Genomic DNA, 17,508 nt, shown 5'->3' with positions numbered 1-17,508 from the left:
CAAGCTGCCTCCAGTAGGGGTGGCATATCAAGCAGACTAAAATCCTTTGAATTGAAGGCCAATAGAAGCGCTTGCTGATGATATCAGAGTATCGTGCCGAATATACTAAGGTTTAATCGGTAAATCTTGTGGTTATTGCCGATATGGTGGCGAGTGTCGCTGTGGCGGTGATGAGAGTAATGGTTTAAGCTTCGGTTGAATTTTTGAAACAACGCATGCCGCAGTACCCAGCATGTCGGCCGAGCCCGAGATAGATGGACCTCTTCGAATGCCTGGTCACGCACTCAGCGAGCTTCGGGTCTTGTGGGAGGATGGCGACCGGGCGCTCTGCCGCGGGCGAAGCTGTGCAGCCGGAAGTCAGCGTACGGTGTTGGTCGCGCTTCCGGTCATGGTCCCCCAATCGTCCAACGACCTGGATCGTCTTGCCCGCGAGTTTGATCTGAGAGCCGAATTGGATTCGGCATGGGCGGTACGACCGTTCGCGCTGGAGCGCAGCCAGCATCGAAGCATATTGGTGCTCGAGGATCCCGGCGGTGAGCCGCTCGCCCGGCTGCTCGGCTCTCCTCTGGAGGTAGAGAACTTCCTGCGTCTTGCGATCGGCCTTGCCGCGGCCGTCGGCAAAGTCCACCAAAGAGGCCTTGTCCACAAGGATCTGAAGCCTGCCAACATCATCGCAGGATGCGCCGACGGGTCTGTCCGTCTCACAGGATTCGGCATTGCGTCGCGATTGTCCCGCGAACGCCAAACGCCGCAGCCGCCGGAGACCATCGCCGGTACCCTCGCCTACATCGCGCCTGAACAGACCGGTTGGACTAATCGCTCGGTCGACGTGCGCAGCGATCTGTATGCGCTGGGGGTCACTCTGTACCAGATGCTTACGGGGGTTCTGCCTTTTTCGGCGTCGGATGCCATGGAATGGGTGCATTGCCATCTTGCCAGGAAGCCGGTGCCGCCGAGCGAACGGTCGCAGAGCGTCCCCGCTCCCGTCTCCGGGATTGTCATGAGGCTGCTCGCCAAGATGCCGGAGGAGCGTTATCAGACCGCCGCCGGCGTCGAGCGCGATCTGCGACGCTGCCAGGCCGAATGGCAGGCGCGGCACTGTATCGATGATTTCCAATTGGGCCTGCAGGACACGCCGGATCGGCTGCTGATCCCCGAGAGGCTATACGGGCGAGAGCACGAGATCGGAACCCTGCTCGACTGCTTCAATCGTGTCGTCCGGTCCGGTGTGTCGGAACTGCTGCTGGTCTCGGGGTACTCCGGCATCGGCAAATCGTCGGTGGTTCACGAGTTGCACAAGGCTTTGGTACCGCCGCGGGCCTTGTTCGCCTCCGGAAAATTCGACCAGTATCAGCGCGATATTCCGTACGCGACGCTGGTTCAGGCCTTTCAGAGCCTGGTCCGGCCGCTGCTCAGCAAGAACGACGCCGAACTGGCGGGATGGCGCCAAGCGTTGCTGGAGGCACTGGGGCCGAACGGCCGGCTGATGATTGACCTCATCCCTGAGCTCAAGCTCATCATAGGGGAGCAGGCTCCCGCCCCTGAGCTTCCGCCTCAACAGGCCCAGATCCGCTTCCATCTGGTGTTTCAGCGCTTCATCAGCGTGTTCGCGCGGCCCGAGCATCCACTGGTGCTCTTTCTCGACGATCTGCAGTGGCTCGACGCTGCGACGCTCGATCTGCTGGAGGAGATGCTGACGCGGTCCGACGTGAGGCACCTCATGCTGGTCGGGGCCTATCGCAGCAACGAGGTTGCTGCAAGTCATCCGCTCATGTGGAAGCTCGAGGCCATCAAGGCAGCCGGCGGAAAGATCGCGGAGATCGCGTTGGCGCCTCTCCTCCGTGAGCATCTCAAGCAGATGATCACGGATGCCCTTCGAGATGACACGGAGGATGTCTCACAGCTCGCGGAGCTGGTGTATGAGAAAACCGGCGGGAATCCGTTTTTTGTCATACAATTCCTATCCCTGCTCGCCGAGGAAGCCTTGCTCACTTTTGATCATGAGCAGGCGCGCTGGTTCTGGGACGCTGAACTCATCCGAGCCCAGCGATATACCGACAATGTTGTCGATCTCATGGTCGGGAGGCTCGCCCGTCTGCCGGACGAAGCACGAAATGCTTTGCAGCAACTGGCCTGCCTGGGAAACGTCGCGGAGCTTGCGACGCTCTCAATGGTGCTCGGGCTCGCAACAGAACGGCTTGATGCCACGCTGTGGCCAGCACTTCGTCTCCAACTGATCGAACGCACGGCAGCGAGCTATCGGTTTGCTCATGATCGCATTCAAGAGGCGGCCTATTCCTTGATCCCAGAGGCCCGACAAGTTGAGGAGCATCTCCGGATCGGCAGGCTGCTTGCGGCGAACACGCCTCCCAGGAAACGGCAGGAGATGATCTTTGACATCGTCAACCAGCTCAACCGAGGCGAGGCCTTGATGGCCTCGTCGGAAGAGCGGGAGCAGTTGGCGGAGTTCAATCTTATCGCGGGCAAGCGTGCCAAGGCGTCCGCGGCCTACTTTTCGGCGCTCAAATATTTCATGGCCGGGGTGGCGCTGTTGCCGGAGGGCGTGTGGGAGAGGCGAGGAGAGCTAGCATTTGCGCTCGCGCTTCATTCCGCAGAATGCGAATTCCTGACTGGCGCGCCGACGAAAGCCGACGAAAGTCTTGCTGCATTGCGCCGGCACGCCATTACTCTGTCAAATTTGGCTGTCATCGCCCGGCTGCGGGGCGAAATCTTTGTGACCCTTGGCCGGATTGACAGTGCCGTCGAGGTCGGCCTCGATTATCTACGGCACGTCGGCATCGACTGGTCGGCGCACCCGGCCAGGGAAGAAGTGCAGCAGGAGTATGAGCGGCTCCGTCAGCGGCTCGGCGATCGCCCGATCGAGACGCTGCATGACTTGCCACGGATGACCGATCCGGATGCCTGCGGAACGATGGATGTCCTGCTCCAGGTCGCGCCAGCGGCCCTGCCGAAAGACGAAAATCTGCTCTCCCTTGTCGCTTGCCGTATGGCGAACCTCAGTCTTGAGCACGGCAACAGCGATGGATCGTGTTCCGCCTATGTTTGGCTCGGCACGGTTCTCGGACCGTATTTTGGGGACTATCGCTCTGGTTTCCGCTTCGCCAAGCTGGGATTGGCTCTCGTTGATACGCGAGGGCTCGAACGCTTCAGGGCACGGGCCTATCTGCTTTTCGGGGCCCATGTGAATGCCTGGACCCGGCACGTTCAGACGGGTCGGCCGATGCTGCGGCGAGCTTTCGACGTCGCAAACGAGGCGGGGGACGTCACGTTCGCAGGCTACAGCTGCTGCAATCTGGTGACGAATCTCCTCGCGGCCGGCGATCCTCTCGACGGTGTACAGCGAGAGGCGGAAATCGGCCTCAATTATGCGCGGGAGTTTCAATATAGCTTCGTTGTTGACCTCATGGCGTCGCAGCTTCAGCTGATCCGCATGCTGCGTGGTCTGACTCTTGACTTCGGCCGCTTTAAAGATGTCGATTTTGACGACGAACGTTTCGAGCTGCATCTGAAGCCCGATCCGATCGCCAGTTGCTGGTATTGGATCCGCAAACTGCAGGGGCACTATTTCGCCGGCTCCTATGTTCTTGCCCTCGAGGCGGCATCAAATGCACAGCCGCTTCTCTGGACCTCGACGTCGTCATTCGAGGCGGCGGAGTATCATTATTACGCTGCTTTGGTGAGGGCAGCGCTCTGCGATACGGCTGGCGACGACGAACGTGCCCGGCATCTGGAAGCTTTGATCGCCCACCATGGTCAGCTTCAGGAATGGGGGGAGAGCTGTCCGGAGAATTTCGAGAACCGCTCCGCTGTGGTCGGCGCGGAGATCGCCAGGATTGAGGACCGTGCCCTCGATGCCATGAATCTGTATGAAAGGGCCATTCGGTCTTCCCGCGAAAACGACTTTGTTCATAACGAGGCTATTGCCAGCGAACTCGCCGCGCGTTTCTACACTGTGCGTGGCTTTGAGATGACGGCGGACGCATATCTGCGAAACGCTCGGCACTGCTATCTCCGCTGGGGGGCTGGCGGCAAGGTGCAACAACTCGATGCGATGCACCCGCACCTGCAAACGGTGGAGGCCGAAACCGCTTCGATGAGCACGATCGCGGCGCCCGTCGAGCGCCTTGATCTCGCGACGGTGATCAAGGTCTCGCAAGCCGTTTCGGGCGAGATCGTGCTGGAGAAGCTTCTCGAGACGCTCATGCGCACCGCCATTGAACAGGCGGGTGCGGAGCGAGGCCTGCTGATCCTTTCACACGGAGCCGAGCAGCGGATCGCCGCGGAAGCCACCACCAGCAACGCTCTGGTGGTGGTGCGTCTGCGAGACCAGAGCATGGACGCCGGTATGCTGCCCGAATCCGTGCTTCACTACGCCCTGCGTACCGGGGAAAGCGTTATTCTCAGCGATGCCTCCGCTCAGGCGCCATTCTCTTCGGATCCCTATATTCGCGAACGACAGACGCGCTCGGTTCTCTGCCTGCCGTTGCTCAATCAGGCGAAGCTGATCGGTGTACTCTTCCTCGAGAACGACCTGGCGCCTGGCGTCTTCGTTCCGTCCCGGATCGCGGTGCTGAAGCTGCTCGCCTCGCAGGCGGCGATCTCTCTCGAGAACACCCGTCTTTACCGCGACCTCGAGGAGCGCGAGGCAAAGATCCGGCGGCTGGTTGATTCCAATGTCATCGGAATCGTTATCTGGGATCTGGACGGGCGGCTGATCGACGCCAACGATGCGTTTCTCCGCATGGTCCAGCACGGGCGCGACGATCTGAGCGCAGGAATGCGGTGGTTCGACATGACACCCCCGGAATGGCAGGAAGCACATGTCCTCGAAGAGGCTGAAGAACTCAGAACGACGGGACGGATGCAGGCTCGCGAAAAGGAGTTCTTCCGGAAGGACGGCACCCGGGTGCCGGTGTTGATTGGTGCGGCGGCGTTTGAGGGAGATCTCCAGCAGGGCGTCGCCTACATCCTGGACCTGACCGACCTCAAGCGAGCGGAAGCGCAGGCGCGCGAGAACGAGCAGCGCTATCGCGAGGTGCAGAATGAGCTGGCTCACGCCAACCGGGTCGCCACCATGGGGCAACTGATCGGTTCCATGGCGCATGAGGTCAGTCAACCCATCGGAGCCACGATTATCGGCGCGCAGGCGGCTCTGCACTGGCTCGAGCGAGAACCGCCGGAGCTCGGCGAACTGCGGCAGTCGCTCGATCAGATTCTTAGCGACAGCACGCGGGCCGGGGAGGTCGTCGGCCGAATTCGAGACCTAATCAAGAAGGCACCGCCGCGGCAGGACTTGCTCGAGATCAATGATCCGATCCAGGAGGTGATCGGGCTGACCCGAAGCGAGGCGATGAAGAACTCCGTGACAATCAAGGCCGATCTTGCCGAAGGGCTGCCGCTCATTCGTGGAGATCGAGTGCAGCTCCAGCAGGTAATGCTCAATTTGATCATCAATGCCATCGAAGTCATGAGCGGAGACAGCGATGGCGCCAGGGAGCTGCAGATCAGCACGAAGCGAACCGGGTCGGGGGAGATTCTCGTGATCGTTTGCGATTCCGGGCCCGGTATCCAGCCTGGGACCGATGCACGAATCTTCGAGGCATTCTATACTACCAAGCCGGCCGGGCTGGGCATGGGGCTCTCGATCTGCCGGTCGATTGTCGAAGCGCATGGCGGGCGGCTGGGAGTGGGAGCGAGCCAGCCTCGGGGCACCGTGTTTCAGTTCACCCTGCCTCAAGGGGAAGAGAACTGCGCTCGTGACGGAGAGGCGTTGTGAGCTGGACGGTGTAGTGGGAGCGATCAGCTGGCCGAGGGCCTCGAGAATTCGGTGCCAGCCCGGGGATCGCGGGCCACTGGCCCGTCACCAACCGTAATGTATGATCATACCTTCCAGCAACGGTCGATGCGGGAGCCCGGCCCCCGGATTGACCGGACTGAATTGCTATCTACGACGAGCGCCGACATGTCAGATACACCATCGACTGTCATTGTCATTGACGACGATCCCTCGATGCGGGAGGCCCTTGGCAGACTCCTTCGCTCCGTCGGTTTTCAGACGAGGCAGTTTGCCTCGGTTGATGAGTTCGTCCAGTCGAGGCAGCTGGAACGGCCGACGTGCATCGTGCTCGATGTTCGATTGCCTGGTCAGAGCGGGCTGGATTTTCAAAGAAATCTGAAGGATGGAAATAGTCATCTGCCTATTGTTTTCATCACCGGGCATGGCGACATCCCGATGAGTGTCCAGGCGATGAAGGAAGGGGCCGTTGAATTTTTGACGAAGCCATTCCGTGAGCAGGAGCTGCTTGATGCGATCCAGCTCGGACTTGCGCGTGACCGTGCTAGCCTTCAGAACGAAAGAGAGCTGGCTTCTCTACGCACGCGCTTCGATACGCTGAGCATCCGCGAACGGGAGGTCATGACATGGGTTGTGGCCGGGCGCCTCAACAAGGAGATTGCCGGGGGCCTCGGAATCGCTGAGATCACCGTCAAGGTCCATCGCGGCCAAGTCATGCGCAAAATGAACGCTGCGTCGCTGCCAGACCTGACCCGGATGGCTGACAGGTTGAACCTGACGTCCGAGCAGGCTGCTCCGGTGAAGGGGCGGGCATAGCGGGCTCGGCCTGCGCATAGCCGAGCCCGGGCCGCTTGAGCAGCCCGCACCGGGGTCATGACTCTGTCTTCAGGGCTGACAACATCTGGTGCCACACAAGCATGTTCGTGAAGGCATCGACATCGAGCGTCTTCGGGTCGGTACCGATAGAGCGCACAATTCCGATGAGGCGTTTCGGTCTCCGAGGACGGCGCAGCGCGTGAAAGCCTCTCCGACGACCGGCTAGCTTTTGCTCGCGTCCTGGCAATCTCGATTGCTTCGAATGGCTCGGTTGCGATGCTGCTCGGAATTCGACCGGTGCGACGAACGAGTAGCCCTGTCCGCGGATTGTCGAGATATAGGTCGGATACATGGGATGGCAGCCGAGAGTGGTCCGAAGATGTGACATTTGTGTTCGAAGGTTCGCGTCTTCGACGACGATATTTGCCCAGACTTGCTCCAGAATCTCTCGTCCGGAGACGATTTGGCCATTCTTGCGCACGAGCAGATCCAGTAGCGCGAAGGCCCTGCTTCCCAGAACAACCATCTGGCCGTCCCGAAGCAGAAGCCGTTTCGATGGTATCAAGCGATAGGGACCAAAGAAAAACTCTCCGTCATCAGTGATATGCATCACACGCTCAGGTAACATGTCCTTCCCTCGCTTGCAGAAGTGCGTCAGAGGCGTGATCGCTCAGCATTGCGCCAGATGCTTGGTTGAGCGACACTCTCACGCATGCAGTCAGCCTTCATTTCTTCGTTGCAGCCGTCGCCCCGAGGTCAATGCATCATGAGCCTCTAGATAAGAATGTAACGTTCGGAAGATATAAATCAATTGGCGAGTTGATTATTTTGATTCTCCGTTCTGATAAATTAAATATACCTTGGTATCATTTGCATCTGGGTTGAAGGGTTTGAGGCATGGTTCAGGGTTCAAAAGCGTTGTGATTGTGGCAAGGCATTATTTTTCTAGCCACTCAAAGGGGATTGTTCCTATGGTTCCCCCGCGCAAGCGCGCAGGCACTGGCATCGCGAAGCGCTCGTTTTGCAGAAGTCGGCCTCGCCGCCTCTCGCCACGATGTCCCGAGACGGTATCCGGACGGTTGCACCGTGCGAGATGGCAATCATGACGTCTTAAATTGCGGTCGCCCAGCGCCGCTGATGACGTGGCATCATCAGTCGCAGAAGCCCAACTTCCTGGCCGGACTTCTGCGATTCACCGGAAGTGGAAGGCGATCCGCGGCATCTTGTAGGTCTCGCGCGCCTCGGAGATCGGCTTGCCGTCCCGGCGCAGCACTGACACGCTCGACGCCGTCGCCAAGGCGGAGTTCGTGAAGACCAACTGGAAGACGATGATGGCGGACTTCACCAGCGGTGCCTGCGACATGGCGATGGGCGGCATCAGCGTCACCCTGCAGCGCCAGAAGCAGGCCTTCTTCAGCATCCCGATCGATGTCAACGGCAAGACTCCGATCACGAAATGCGAGAATGTCGACAAGTTCGCGACGGTGGAGCAGATCGACCAGCCCGGCGTCCGGGTGATCGAGCCGCCGGGGAGGCACCCACGAGGCCTTCGCGCGCGACCACATCAAGGCGGCACTGATCACCATCTTCCCGGACAACACCACGATCTTCGATGAGATCCTGGCCGGCCGGGCGGATGTGATGATCACCGACGCCAGCGAGACCCGGCTACAGCAGAAGCTGCGCCCCGGCCTGTGCGCGGTGCATCCGGACCAGCCCTTCACCTTCGCCGAGAAGGCCTATCTGCTGCCGCGCGGCGACGTGGTGTTCAAGGCCTTCGTCGACCAGTGGCTGAACCTGCGCCTGCATGACGGCAGCCACGCGAAGTTCAGCGCCGCCTGGTTCGGCTAGGACGGCCCGGCCGCGTCGATCGGCTACTGGCTGCGCCGCCACATTTTCGGTCCGAAGCACTTGGGGCACCGAGGCCAGGCCGGTTCTGGGGCTGACTTGGCTCGCTGCAACGCAACCATCGTGATGCTTCGATCGTGCGAACGTCACAGAAGCAAGAATTTTGGAAGCTCGGCGGCCAGATGCTCGACGAAGGCCCGCACCGATGGCAGCAGCCCGTGGCGATAGGGGATCAGGGCGGTGATCGTCGAATCGCCAGCAGTCCAGTCGGGCAGCACCCTCAGCAACTGGCCGGAGTGCACGTCGTCGCGGCAGACATATCCGGGAAGCGCGACGATTCCGAGCCCGGCCCGAGCCGCCTCCTTGAGCGAGACCATGTCGTCTCCCAGCAGCCGTGGCGTGAGTGGCAGGACGACTTCTTGCTGGTTGCCGTTGCTCTGATTGCGCAGATGCCAACTCGGGACGACGCCGCTTCGCATCATGAACAGAGAGGGATGCCTGGCCAGATCCTGCGGAGTGAAGGGGGGTGTGTTCCGCTCTAGATAGCTTGCCCCGGCGAACAGAAACCATGGCGCTGGCGCCAGGGTTCTCTGGACCAGCGCGGAATCGGGCAAGGGGACGGAATGCGCGCGGATGGCCACGTCGAAATTCTCGCTGAGAATATCCACGTGTCGGTCCGTCGCGTGCTCGACCAGGTTCACTTTCGGGAACCTGACCAGGAAATCGACGATCAGCCGTCGCATCACGAATTGCGCATTCGCGACACTAGTCGTGAAGCGTACGGTTCCGGACGGCTCGGACAATCGCTGCTTGATGACGGTCTCGGCCTGCTCCGCCTGCTGCAGCATGCCAACAGCGTGGCGGTAGAACTCCTCACCGGCGTTGGTCATGCCGAACTGGCGCGATGTTCGGTTCAGCAGGCGGACGCCCAAGGCCGCCTCCAGCTGTTGGATCCTGTGGCTCAGGGTCGATTTCGAGATGCGCAGCTTGCGGCCCGCCGAGGTGAAGCCGCCGCAGTCCACGATATGGACGAAGTAGAAGAAGTCGTTCAGGTCCAGCATTCACTACATTCCATCGTGCCATAGCCCGGATGCCCATCCGGCGCCTGATTCACGTTTCGACAAGGACCGAGGCCCCGGGCCTGACGTAGGCGGCGAGTTTAATCGTCCAATCAATCGGACATAAAGTCTCGAAAAATCAGACTTTTTGGCCGATCGCCAGATGACTAGCGTACGAGCACCGTCGGCCGCGACCCATTCCGTATGCCTGGCAATCACAGAGACGGGAGAATCGGTCTTCGTCTTCTCAACACACAATCAAGGGTAGGGATATGGACAAGATGATCGTCAGTGGAGTGAATAGCCAGACCTTCGTCGCGGCAAATCTTGCGCGGGTCGAGAGTTTCTACAGCGAATTTCTTGGCCTGCCAGTGGTCAAGCGCACGGTCCACCATCTGGATGAGCGCTTGCCGGTCGTGACCTTCGGTTTCCGAAATTTCACGGGCGAGCCACGGCGCGGCCACAGCATCACCTATATCGAATGGAACCCGATCTTCTACATGGTCCCCGAGAAGGGCTTCACTGACCCCGTATCGGCCGCCCGCAGCATCACCGCGCCCCGTGCAGGGGATCCCAAGGGCCGCTGGGGCGCGGGCACGAACCATCACTTGGCGCTGCACGTCCCCAACCGCAACGGCCTGCTCAAATGGAAGCGCCGGCTAACCGACCTCGGCGTTCATGTGACCGGGCCGTACAACCGTCACTACTTCCACGCGGTCTATTTCCGCGATCCCGACGGCGCCATCATCGAGATCGCCACAACCGAGCCGGGCTTCGGCCATGACGAGGCGGTCCTCGGCTCAGGCTTCCGCCCGCAGCCGAAGGAGAACCTGACTGGCGCTCGCGACGAGCTGTCGGTCGCCTTCGAGACCTGGCCCGCCCCGGTCCCCGTGATCACCGACGACTTCGCTCTGCGCGGCTTCCACCATATCACCTCGATTTCCAGCAACGCCGAGCGCACGGAGAAGTTCTTCGTCGAGACAGTGGGGCTGCTCCTGATCAAGAAGACGGACTATCTGGACGAGAAGGGCGGCACGCATTTCTACTACGCCTGCGACGATGATCTGTCGCCAGGCTCGGTGCTCACCTTCTTCGGGCTTCCGGGGTACCCCGCCGGGCGCCTCGGCACTGGCCTGACCCATCATTTCACTCTGGAGATCGAGAATGACGCCGCGCTCGAGGAGCAGCGCGTGCGTCTGCAAAAGGCCGGCGTCGAGGTGTCATCCATCCAGGACGCCGTCTACGCGACGGTCTTCCATTTCCGCGATCCAGACGGACACATCTGCGCCATGTCGACGCCGAGCGACTTCACGGTCGACGAGGACGAGGCCATCCTCGGCTGCAAGCTCTGCCTCCCGGACGGGCTGGAGGCGCGCCGCGTCCAAATCGAGCGCGACATCGCCTTCCGGCCGGCCCCGACCCCGATCCTCCCCTGACACCGCCCCTCCGGCGCCGGGCACGACCGCCACGGCGCCCGTGCGGCAAGGAACAATGACCATGAACCGGTTGACATGCCTGCCGCAGGAGGCGGTCGTGTGGGGCGGGGATGTCCTCGCCGGCACGCTCGCCCGCCTCGGTGAGCACGGCTTCGAGCGGCCGATCGTCTTCACGGTCGGGGCCCTGGAGGAGATGGAGCGTCGGCTCGTCCGGCCCCATCTCCAGGGCTCGGTCGGAAGCCTTTCCGCATTCGAGGCCCATGCTCCCGACACCAGCATCCGACGCGGCCTGCAGGCATGCATCGATGCGGGCGCCGGATCCATCGTCGCCTATGGTGGCGGGTCGGTGCTCGATGCGGCGAAGGCGGTGTCCCACCTACACCACCAGAGGACGGGGCGATTCCTGCCGATCGCCGCACTGCCGACGACCCTGTCGGGGTCGGAGTTCTCGCATTACTTCGGGATCACCGAGACCTCCGGCCCGCAGCGCTTCAAGCGCAGCTACGCCGTGCGCGAAACCGTGCCCAGGGTTGTCGTGCTCGACCCGGTCCTGCTGACCGGCACGCCCCGGTCCCTGCTGCTCTCCTCCACCATCAAGGGCATCGATCACGCCGTCGAGGGGATGCGCCGCGTCGCCGCCGACCATCCGCACGCCATCATGGCGGCCCGGGGTGTCCAGCGGTTCTTCGCCATCCTGGAGCGATGGCCGGAGACCCTCGAGGTCCGCGAGGCCCTCGAATCCGGGGCCGTGACCATGGGCGACCTCCTCGGGCTCCAGCTCTCGGCCTGGCACTGCTATTTCTTCCCGGCATCGGTCATCTACGGCCTCAGCCATCGCATCGGGCATGTCCTGGGCGGCACCTTCGGGCTGCCGCACAGCCTGACCTCCTGCATCACCCTGGCGCCGGTCATCCGGGCCTGCGCCAGGCTCTATGGCGATCGGCTCGGCCTGTTCGCGCCGGGGGCCTCCACCGGCGAGGCTCCGGCGCTTCTGGCCGACCGGATCGCCCGCCTGGTCGCGACGCTGGGCCTGCCCGACCGCATCGGCCTGTTCAATCTCGACAGGGCCAGGCTTCCAGAGGTCGCTACCCTGCTGAAGCAGAGCTACCCCAACGAGGTCGGGGATCTTGGCACGAATGCGGAGAGCAGGCTGGACCGGCTTCTGGAAGAGCTATGGTGACGCCGTGACGGACGGATCCCGTCTCATCCTGGCGCCGCCGGACCATGCATTGCCGGTCCGGGCGGCGCTGTCGGCGCTCGCCGGCGGGCAGGTCACGGCTGTGGAACTGACGCGGCGCGCGCTCGCCGCCGCTGAGTCCTGCCGCTCGGCCGTGAACGCCTTCTCCGTGATCGCCGTCGAGCCTGCCCTGGCGGCGGCGGCCGAAAGCGGCCGGCGCTACCGCAACGGGCATCAGCGCCCGCTCGAAGGCCTGCCGGTCGCAGTCAAGGACATGATCGATACCCGGGGGATCGAGACGCGCTACGGCTCGTCCGCCTATCTGGGTCATGTCCCCGAGACCGACGCCGGGATCGTCACGGCTCTGGTCGAAGCCGGTGCCGTCATCATCGGCAAGACCACGACGCATGAATTCGCTTGGGGCGTGACAACTGCAAGTCCGGACTTCGGCGACACGTTGAACCCCCGTCACGTCGGGCACATCCCCGGCGGGTCCAGTGGCGGCAGCGCCGCGGCGATCGCCTATGGGGTCGTCACCGCGAGCCTCGGGACCGACACAGGCGGTTCGGTCCGCATTCCAGCCGCCCTGTGCGGCGTCGTCGGCTACAAGCCGTCGCGCGGCATGCTGCCAGCTACCGGCATCTTCCCGCTGGCGCGAACGCTCGATCATCCGGGCCTGATCGGAGGCTGCATCGACGATGTTGTCCTCCTCGCCGGTGCGCTCGGGATCAAGGCGGCAGATCTCGATGCGTCGGTGGCGCCGCGACTGGGCATCATCCGCGAGATCCCGCCGGTGCCCTTAGCTCCCGACGTCGCTGCGGCTTTCGACAGGGCCGTCGAACGGATGGCCTCGGCGTTCCCGATCGACTCGTCTCCGGCCGCAGACCTGTTCGACGGCGTCTTCGCCGCCTTTGCCGGCATCGTCCTCGCCGAAGGCGGGATGCTGCATTTCGGCCTGAGCGACGACGAGACGCTGCGGACTCGCTATACGCCGGAAACTCGGGAGCGGCTGGAACGCGCCAGGACGGTGACGATCGGCGACTACGCGCTCAGCCGTCAAGTACAGCGTCGCTTCGTGGAGAGGCTGACGCACGCCATGACAAGTGTGGACTACCTCGTCCTGCCGGCCTGTCCCTGCGTCGCGCCGAGACGTGGCGAGGCCACCGTGACGATCAGCGCTTGGTCGGGCAGTGTCCGTGAGGCGCTGATGACTTACACGGCGCCGTTCAACCTCGCGGGATTTCCAGCCATCACGATCCCCCTGCACGGCCCCACCGACGATCTGCCTTGTGCATTGCAGGTCGTGGCGCGGCCTGGGGCTGATGGGGGCATGCTGAGCTTCGCCCGAGCCGTGGAAGCGCTGGTGGGAGGCGACGGCGCGCTCCGACCGTGAGGCCTCACCGTCATCATGCAGCGATGTCCGCCGTGGCGGCTCCTGACTGGAAAATTTTAGGCGACACATCTGGCTGTTCCGATTCTCGGCCCTCTTACCCCCTCGCAGCGCGAAATAGCGGTCGGGCTGCCTCGACTGTGAAAACGGAGTTCTGGTTGGCCGATGGGCCAAGGCCACAAACTAGGCTTGCTGATCTAGGATTGCTTTTTGTATGTCAAAGTGCAATTTGACAAGCCGATGTCCTGCCGAGCGCCGTGCCGGCGCAGCGTATCCGGAGCAGACCAGATGAAGAGGATCGCGTCGGGGAGTGCCGTCATCGCCTTGATGTCGGTGGTCTCGGTCCCCGCCCTCGCCGATTTTAAGATAAGGGTGAACGGCTTCGTCGGCTTCCAGGCCGGACTCGTGCTGTCCGACACCAGCCCTCGGAAGGCCGGTCGCGACTATGATTTCATGTCCAGCGCTCGCCTGCAGTTCGATGCGGTCAACACCACCGATTCAGGATTGGAGTATGGCGGCCGCATCCGCCTCGACAGCGTCGACCGCCGCACCGGCGCGCAGGCCAATCGGACCTATCTGTGGTTGAAGGGCTCGTTCGGCACCGTCACCTTCGGTGACGCGCCGACGGTGCTGGGCGAGATCGGCTATTTCTACGCCCATGACGCGGTGCATTCCGAGCTGGGGCTGAACGGCGGCTTCGGCGACGGCCTCGACGGGCTGTTCCAGTTTGGCGGCAGCGACTATTTCGCGCTGGACCCCAGCGGCCAGTCCGCCGTCTCGCGCCAGACCAAGATCAAGTACAATTCGCCATCGCTCGGCGGCTTCCAGTTCGCGGTCGATTTCACCCCGGTCGACGGCGCGAAGGCCGGGCCCGGGCGGCCGCATGACGGCAATGGCGGCCGCGACGACCTGATCGACGACGACGCCACCGTCTACCAGAACGTGGTCACGGTCGGCCTGCAATATCGCGGCAAGTTCGACCAGGGCTCCTACGCGGTCGGCGGCACGGCCGGCACCGGTGACGGCATCGTCTCCAAGGCCAACCGGCACGGCAACGACCTGGCCGTGTTCAGCCTGGGCGGCCAGGTGCTGGCCCATCATGTCGGCGCCAGCGTCAACTGGGTGCACAACGAGAGCATCGCCCTGTCGAACACCGCGATGGACACGGTGTCCGTCGACCTGTCCTACACGTTCGGGGACGCGGCGATCAGCGGCTACTACTCCGCCACCTGGGTCCCGCCCGGCAATGGCCTGAACTCTCCCGAGACCGATGGCGTCGACCTCAAGCGGAACGACGTCGCGGGGGCCGCCTTCCTGTACCGGCCGGTGCCGGGCCTCGGCACCTATGTCGAGATCTTCTACCAGAAGCAGGATTACCGCTCCGGGGAGACCTGGGAGAGCACGGACCTCTTCACCGGCGTCGAAGTGCTGTTCTAGCGCCGGCCCGCATCCCCGAATGCCATCCACCACCCAGGACCGCGAGCCGATCATGACCGCCTCCGCACCGCCCGACGACCGCAGCCGCTACGACACCGCGACGATCATCCTGCACTGGCTGACGGCGCTGCTCGTCATCGTGATGTTCGCGTTGCCGCATATCTGGCAGCAGCTCGAGCGCCGCACACCGCCGCGCCTGTTCCTGATCGATCTGCACTTCTCCCTAGGCATCACGCTGGCCGGGATCGTCCTGGCGCGGATCCTCTGGCGTCTGGCCCGCGGCCGCCGGCTGCCGCATGCCGGGCCGAAGCTGGCGCAGCACGCCTCCCGTCTCGTGCACTGGGCCTTCTACATCCTGCTGCCGGGCCAGCTGGTGCTGGGCTTCCTGCTGCGCTGGGCCCAGCACCAGCCGCTGCCCTATTTCGGGCTGTTCGTCATTCCCGACCCATTCGGCCTGCCGCTGGAGGCCCGCACGGTGATCGGCCTGCTGCACGAATGGAACGCCTGGGTCCTCATCATCCTCTCCGGCGGTCACGCCGCGGCGGCGCTAGTGCACCACTATGCCCTGCGCGATGGCTTGCTGCGCCGGATGTGGTTCGAGCGCGAAACCGCCCGGTGACGGTTGGCAGAGCATCGCTGGCGCTTGCCGCTCGTGGTTGCGGGTGCCGGTGTTGGTACCAGCCGGAACGACCCAGCCAAGGCCCGAACCAGCAAGTGGTGCAGGTCGAGGACGACAAGACCGGCACCCTTCTGGCGCAGCTCACTGCCTGAGCGCAGAAGTAGAGGATGGCCCGCCCGCACCTCCAAGGCTCCCGTCCGCCCTCGATTGCACATGCAACGCATCTTTGGACGGCTGGAGTTCTTTCTGTAGCCGGAACGACACAATCGCGGAGGTAGCCTGGTCGGACATCACATATCGGAGACATGATGACCACCACATACAGAGAGCACGAGATCGGGGAGAGCATCCGAATCTTCGAGCACCCACATGGCGGGAATGTCTGCATCATCAGCGCACATGGCGGTTACCAGAAGGACAATTCGCTGTTCCAGTTGTCCTCGATCGCCTCGGATCTGAAGGTCTGCTTCTACAACCCGCACGGGACGGTGCTGTCCGATCCCGGGCTGCAGGCCTACAACAGGCATCTGAAGGTGGTGGACGAATATTCTGGAGACCATAGGGGAGTTCCGGACTACATTCCGACCAAGTATCAGGGGCGTCATTCGAAGCTGTCGCTCTTCAAGCCGCCAGTGGAGACCTATGATTAGATCAGGAGCCACATCCGACAGGAAGAAACGATCTGGGCGGACTTGTCCAATCCCGCGATCATCGCGCAGGATCCCAGATTGCGGACGGTCCTCGACAAAATGAGGTTCTGCCACATCGTCACGATCCGCAACCGGTTCTGGGCGCGGGACATGTCGCTGAAATCGGTGCTTCAACAGGTCGTGGCATCAGAGGCCAGCCATCCGGGAATTCCACTGTATGTTCTGTCGCAGCCCGATCGGCTATCCGTGGAGCCCGACGCCCCCGACCTACGTCGCCACGAAATAGGACCAGGCCGGCCTGTTTTGTTCTTGTTCTCCCAATTCAGCCTTCCCTCGCGACCCGCGACGCACGCCCTCGCCGTACGCGGGTACCGATGGCCGTCTGTTGTCGGTGGAGCTGAGGCTTTAGAATTAAGTGTCCACCTACTTTAGGTGGACACTTAATTGAGGAGTGAGCGGTGTCGACGGGATTGGCGCGGCGGCACGGTGTGAACGCCAACCTGTTGTTCAAATGGCTGCGGATGTCGACCCGGTGGGGGCCTCAGGAGGTGCCGAAGGTCGCGGCGGCAGCTCCTGACGTTGCCCCCGATATGCCCTCGCTCATAACTGGACTCTGTTTTTGATCTGGCCCGCTCGGGACCGGGTTGCGAACTCGTTGGGGTTAGGCCGCCAAGGCTGGTCTGCGGCCAGTGGGCATTGTAGTCGATCCTCCACTCCTCGATCAGGCGACTGCGATGTCCGTGTGAGGGAATTCGCTTCCCTTGAACAGCAGCGGCAGCCTGTAGGCCTTCGCGCAAGCGTAAGAGAAACAGTCGCCCATGTTCAGGTCCGCCTTGCGACGCCCTCGACCGTAGCAGTTGAATGCGGCGGCAGCCTCCTGACCGATCGAGGCCGAGATCTGGATCACCTAGGCCTTCGTCTCAGTCACGAACTCCTGCACCAGCGCCTCTGCATCCTCGATGGGGCAGGCGCACTTCCGAGCGAGGCCGGTGACCGCCTCATAGATGCTTATCGGCGAGACGTAGACGCGCGGCGCCTGGCTGAGCCGGGCCGCGAGTGACAATGCATCGTCCTCGCCAGCGATGATGGCGGAGGCATCGACGAACTCCTGCTGTGGCATTGGCGGCCCCTTCGTCAGGCCACTCCTGCCTCCTGAGCCGCGGCCTTTGGCTCCCGCATACCTATATTGGCCGACAACAGCTGCTCCGCCGTATCACCCGCAGCAACAACGCTTCAACCCGATGACGGTTATGCCTTTTGTC

15 protein-coding genes are annotated in these 17,508 nt (G+C 62.6%); 10 read left to right on the top strand and 5 right to left on the bottom strand.

The window, feature by feature from the left end:
* Window positions 1-232 precede the first annotated feature (232 nt).
* Together BWR60_RS00535 and BWR60_RS00530 are read left to right on the top strand one after the other, a co-directional pair.
* Window positions 233-5,797 (top strand): AAA family ATPase, encoded by a 5,565-nt coding sequence (locus BWR60_RS00535; protein WP_343216332.1) that lies wholly within the window; start codon window positions 233-235, stop codon window positions 5,795-5,797.
* Between the two features lie 186 nt (window positions 5,798-5,983).
* Complete coding sequence (locus BWR60_RS00530) at window positions 5,984-6,631, top strand: response regulator transcription factor (protein ID WP_088149240.1); 648 nt, start codon at window positions 5,984-5,986, stop codon at window positions 6,629-6,631.
* A gap of 55 nt (window positions 6,632-6,686) precedes the next feature.
* On the opposite strand, the gene BWR60_RS00525 is transcribed toward BWR60_RS00530, so the two are convergent.
* Complete coding sequence (locus BWR60_RS00525) at window positions 6,687-7,241, bottom strand: winged helix-turn-helix domain-containing protein (RefSeq protein ID WP_179221567.1); 555 nt, start codon at window positions 7,239-7,241, stop codon at window positions 6,687-6,689.
* A 582-nt stretch (window positions 7,242-7,823) separates the two neighbouring features.
* Window positions 7,824-7,976, bottom strand: coding sequence for a hypothetical protein (locus BWR60_RS36790; RefSeq protein WP_179221559.1), 153 nt, complete (start codon window positions 7,974-7,976; stop codon window positions 7,824-7,826).
* Between BWR60_RS36790 and BWR60_RS38585 the strand changes: the two genes are divergently transcribed.
* Window positions 7,963-8,247 (top strand): transporter substrate-binding domain-containing protein, encoded by a 285-nt coding sequence (locus BWR60_RS38585; RefSeq protein ID WP_218823245.1) that lies wholly within the window; start codon window positions 7,963-7,965, stop codon window positions 8,245-8,247. The genes BWR60_RS36790 and BWR60_RS38585 overlap by 14 nt on opposite strands.
* A gap of 25 nt (window positions 8,248-8,272) precedes the next feature.
* Window positions 8,273-8,482 carry a hypothetical protein gene (locus BWR60_RS38580; protein WP_429912994.1) on the top strand — a complete coding sequence of 70 codons (210 nt, stop codon included), beginning with the start codon at window positions 8,273-8,275 and terminating at the stop codon, window positions 8,480-8,482.
* A 143-nt stretch (window positions 8,483-8,625) separates the two neighbouring features.
* Here the strand turns inward: BWR60_RS38580 and BWR60_RS00515 are convergent, their stop codons facing one another.
* A complete protein-coding gene (locus BWR60_RS00515) occupies window positions 8,626-9,540 on the bottom strand; it encodes a LysR substrate-binding domain-containing protein (RefSeq protein WP_088149052.1) in 915 nt (304 codons plus the stop codon).
* A 269-nt stretch (window positions 9,541-9,809) separates the two neighbouring features.
* Between BWR60_RS00515 and BWR60_RS00510 the strand changes: the two genes are divergently transcribed.
* The 6 genes from BWR60_RS00510 (at window position 9,810) to BWR60_RS00485 (ending at window position 16,246) form a co-directional block, all read left to right on the top strand.
* On the top strand, window positions 9,810-10,973 hold the full coding sequence (locus BWR60_RS00510; protein WP_088149051.1) for a VOC family protein: 1,164 nt from the start codon (window positions 9,810-9,812) through the stop codon (window positions 10,971-10,973).
* 61 nt (window positions 10,974-11,034) lie between these two features.
* The gene (locus BWR60_RS00505) at window positions 11,035-12,153 is read left to right on the top strand and encodes an iron-containing alcohol dehydrogenase (protein ID WP_088149050.1); all 1,119 of its coding nucleotides are present in this window, start codon (window positions 11,035-11,037) and stop codon (window positions 12,151-12,153) included.
* Window positions 12,110-13,543: an amidase gene (locus BWR60_RS00500; RefSeq protein WP_088149049.1), complete on the top strand. Its 1,434-nt coding sequence runs from the start codon at window positions 12,110-12,112 to the stop codon at window positions 13,541-13,543. The genes BWR60_RS00505 and BWR60_RS00500 overlap by 44 nt, the downstream gene beginning before the upstream one ends.
* 285 nt (window positions 13,544-13,828) lie before the next feature.
* Window positions 13,829-14,977: a porin gene (locus BWR60_RS00495; RefSeq protein WP_179221566.1), complete on the top strand. Its 1,149-nt coding sequence runs from the start codon at window positions 13,829-13,831 to the stop codon at window positions 14,975-14,977.
* A gap of 19 nt (window positions 14,978-14,996) precedes the next feature.
* Window positions 14,997-15,596, top strand: a complete 600-nt coding sequence (locus tag BWR60_RS00490; RefSeq protein ID WP_218823244.1) for a cytochrome b — start codon at window positions 14,997-14,999, stop codon at window positions 15,594-15,596.
* A gap of 308 nt (window positions 15,597-15,904) precedes the next feature.
* On the top strand, window positions 15,905-16,246 hold the full coding sequence (locus BWR60_RS00485; protein WP_088149047.1) for a putative adhesin: 342 nt from the start codon (window positions 15,905-15,907) through the stop codon (window positions 16,244-16,246).
* A 721-nt stretch (window positions 16,247-16,967) separates the two neighbouring features.
* On the opposite strand, the gene BWR60_RS00480 is transcribed toward BWR60_RS00485, so the two are convergent.
* Both BWR60_RS00480 and BWR60_RS00475 read right to left on the bottom strand, forming a co-directional pair.
* Window positions 16,968-17,153: a type II toxin-antitoxin system VapC family toxin gene (locus BWR60_RS00480; RefSeq protein WP_088149046.1), complete on the bottom strand. Its 186-nt coding sequence runs from the start codon at window positions 17,151-17,153 to the stop codon at window positions 16,968-16,970.
* Complete coding sequence (locus BWR60_RS00475; protein ID WP_088149045.1) at window positions 17,154-17,366, bottom strand: type II toxin-antitoxin system VapC family toxin; 213 nt, start codon at window positions 17,364-17,366, stop codon at window positions 17,154-17,156.
* Between the last annotated feature and the right edge of the window lie 142 nt (window positions 17,367-17,508).

Source organism: Inquilinus limosus, assembly GCF_002195995.1.
In the GTDB taxonomy this organism is placed as follows: domain Bacteria; phylum Pseudomonadota; class Alphaproteobacteria; order DSM-16000; family Inquilinaceae; genus Inquilinus; species Inquilinus limosus_C.
The sequence above is the reverse complement of the archived record's forward strand: the minus strand, read 5'-3'. Positions and strand labels throughout refer to the sequence as shown.

Excerpts from the sequence above, each read along its gene's own strand:
- BWR60_RS00535 (WP_343216332.1), top strand. The coding sequence starts at position 233 with ATGTCGGCCGAGCCCGAGATAGATGGACCTCTTCGAATGCCTGGTCAC.
- BWR60_RS00530 (WP_088149240.1), top strand. The coding sequence starts at position 5,984 with ATGTCAGATACACCATCGACTGTCATTGTCATTGACGACGATCCCTCG.
- BWR60_RS00525 (WP_179221567.1), bottom strand. The coding sequence starts at position 7,241 with ATGCATATCACTGATGACGGAGAGTTTTTCTTTGGTCCCTATCGCTTG.
- BWR60_RS38585 (WP_218823245.1), top strand. The coding sequence starts at position 7,963 with ATGGCGGACTTCACCAGCGGTGCCTGCGACATGGCGATGGGCGGCATC.
- BWR60_RS38580 (WP_429912994.1), top strand. The coding sequence starts at position 8,273 with ATGATCACCGACGCCAGCGAGACCCGGCTACAGCAGAAGCTGCGCCCC.
- BWR60_RS00515 (WP_088149052.1), bottom strand. The coding sequence starts at position 9,540 with ATGCTGGACCTGAACGACTTCTTCTACTTCGTCCATATCGTGGACTGC.
- BWR60_RS00510 (WP_088149051.1), top strand. The coding sequence starts at position 9,810 with ATGGACAAGATGATCGTCAGTGGAGTGAATAGCCAGACCTTCGTCGCG.
- BWR60_RS00505 (WP_088149050.1), top strand. The coding sequence starts at position 11,035 with ATGAACCGGTTGACATGCCTGCCGCAGGAGGCGGTCGTGTGGGGCGGG.
- BWR60_RS00500 (WP_088149049.1), top strand. The coding sequence starts at position 12,110 with ATGCGGAGAGCAGGCTGGACCGGCTTCTGGAAGAGCTATGGTGACGCC.
- BWR60_RS00495 (WP_179221566.1), top strand. The coding sequence starts at position 13,829 with ATGAAGAGGATCGCGTCGGGGAGTGCCGTCATCGCCTTGATGTCGGTG.
- BWR60_RS00490 (WP_218823244.1), top strand. The coding sequence starts at position 14,997 with ATGCCATCCACCACCCAGGACCGCGAGCCGATCATGACCGCCTCCGCA.
- BWR60_RS00485 (WP_088149047.1), top strand. The coding sequence starts at position 15,905 with ATGACCACCACATACAGAGAGCACGAGATCGGGGAGAGCATCCGAATC.
- BWR60_RS00475 (WP_088149045.1), bottom strand. The coding sequence starts at position 17,366 with ATGCCACAGCAGGAGTTCGTCGATGCCTCCGCCATCATCGCTGGCGAG.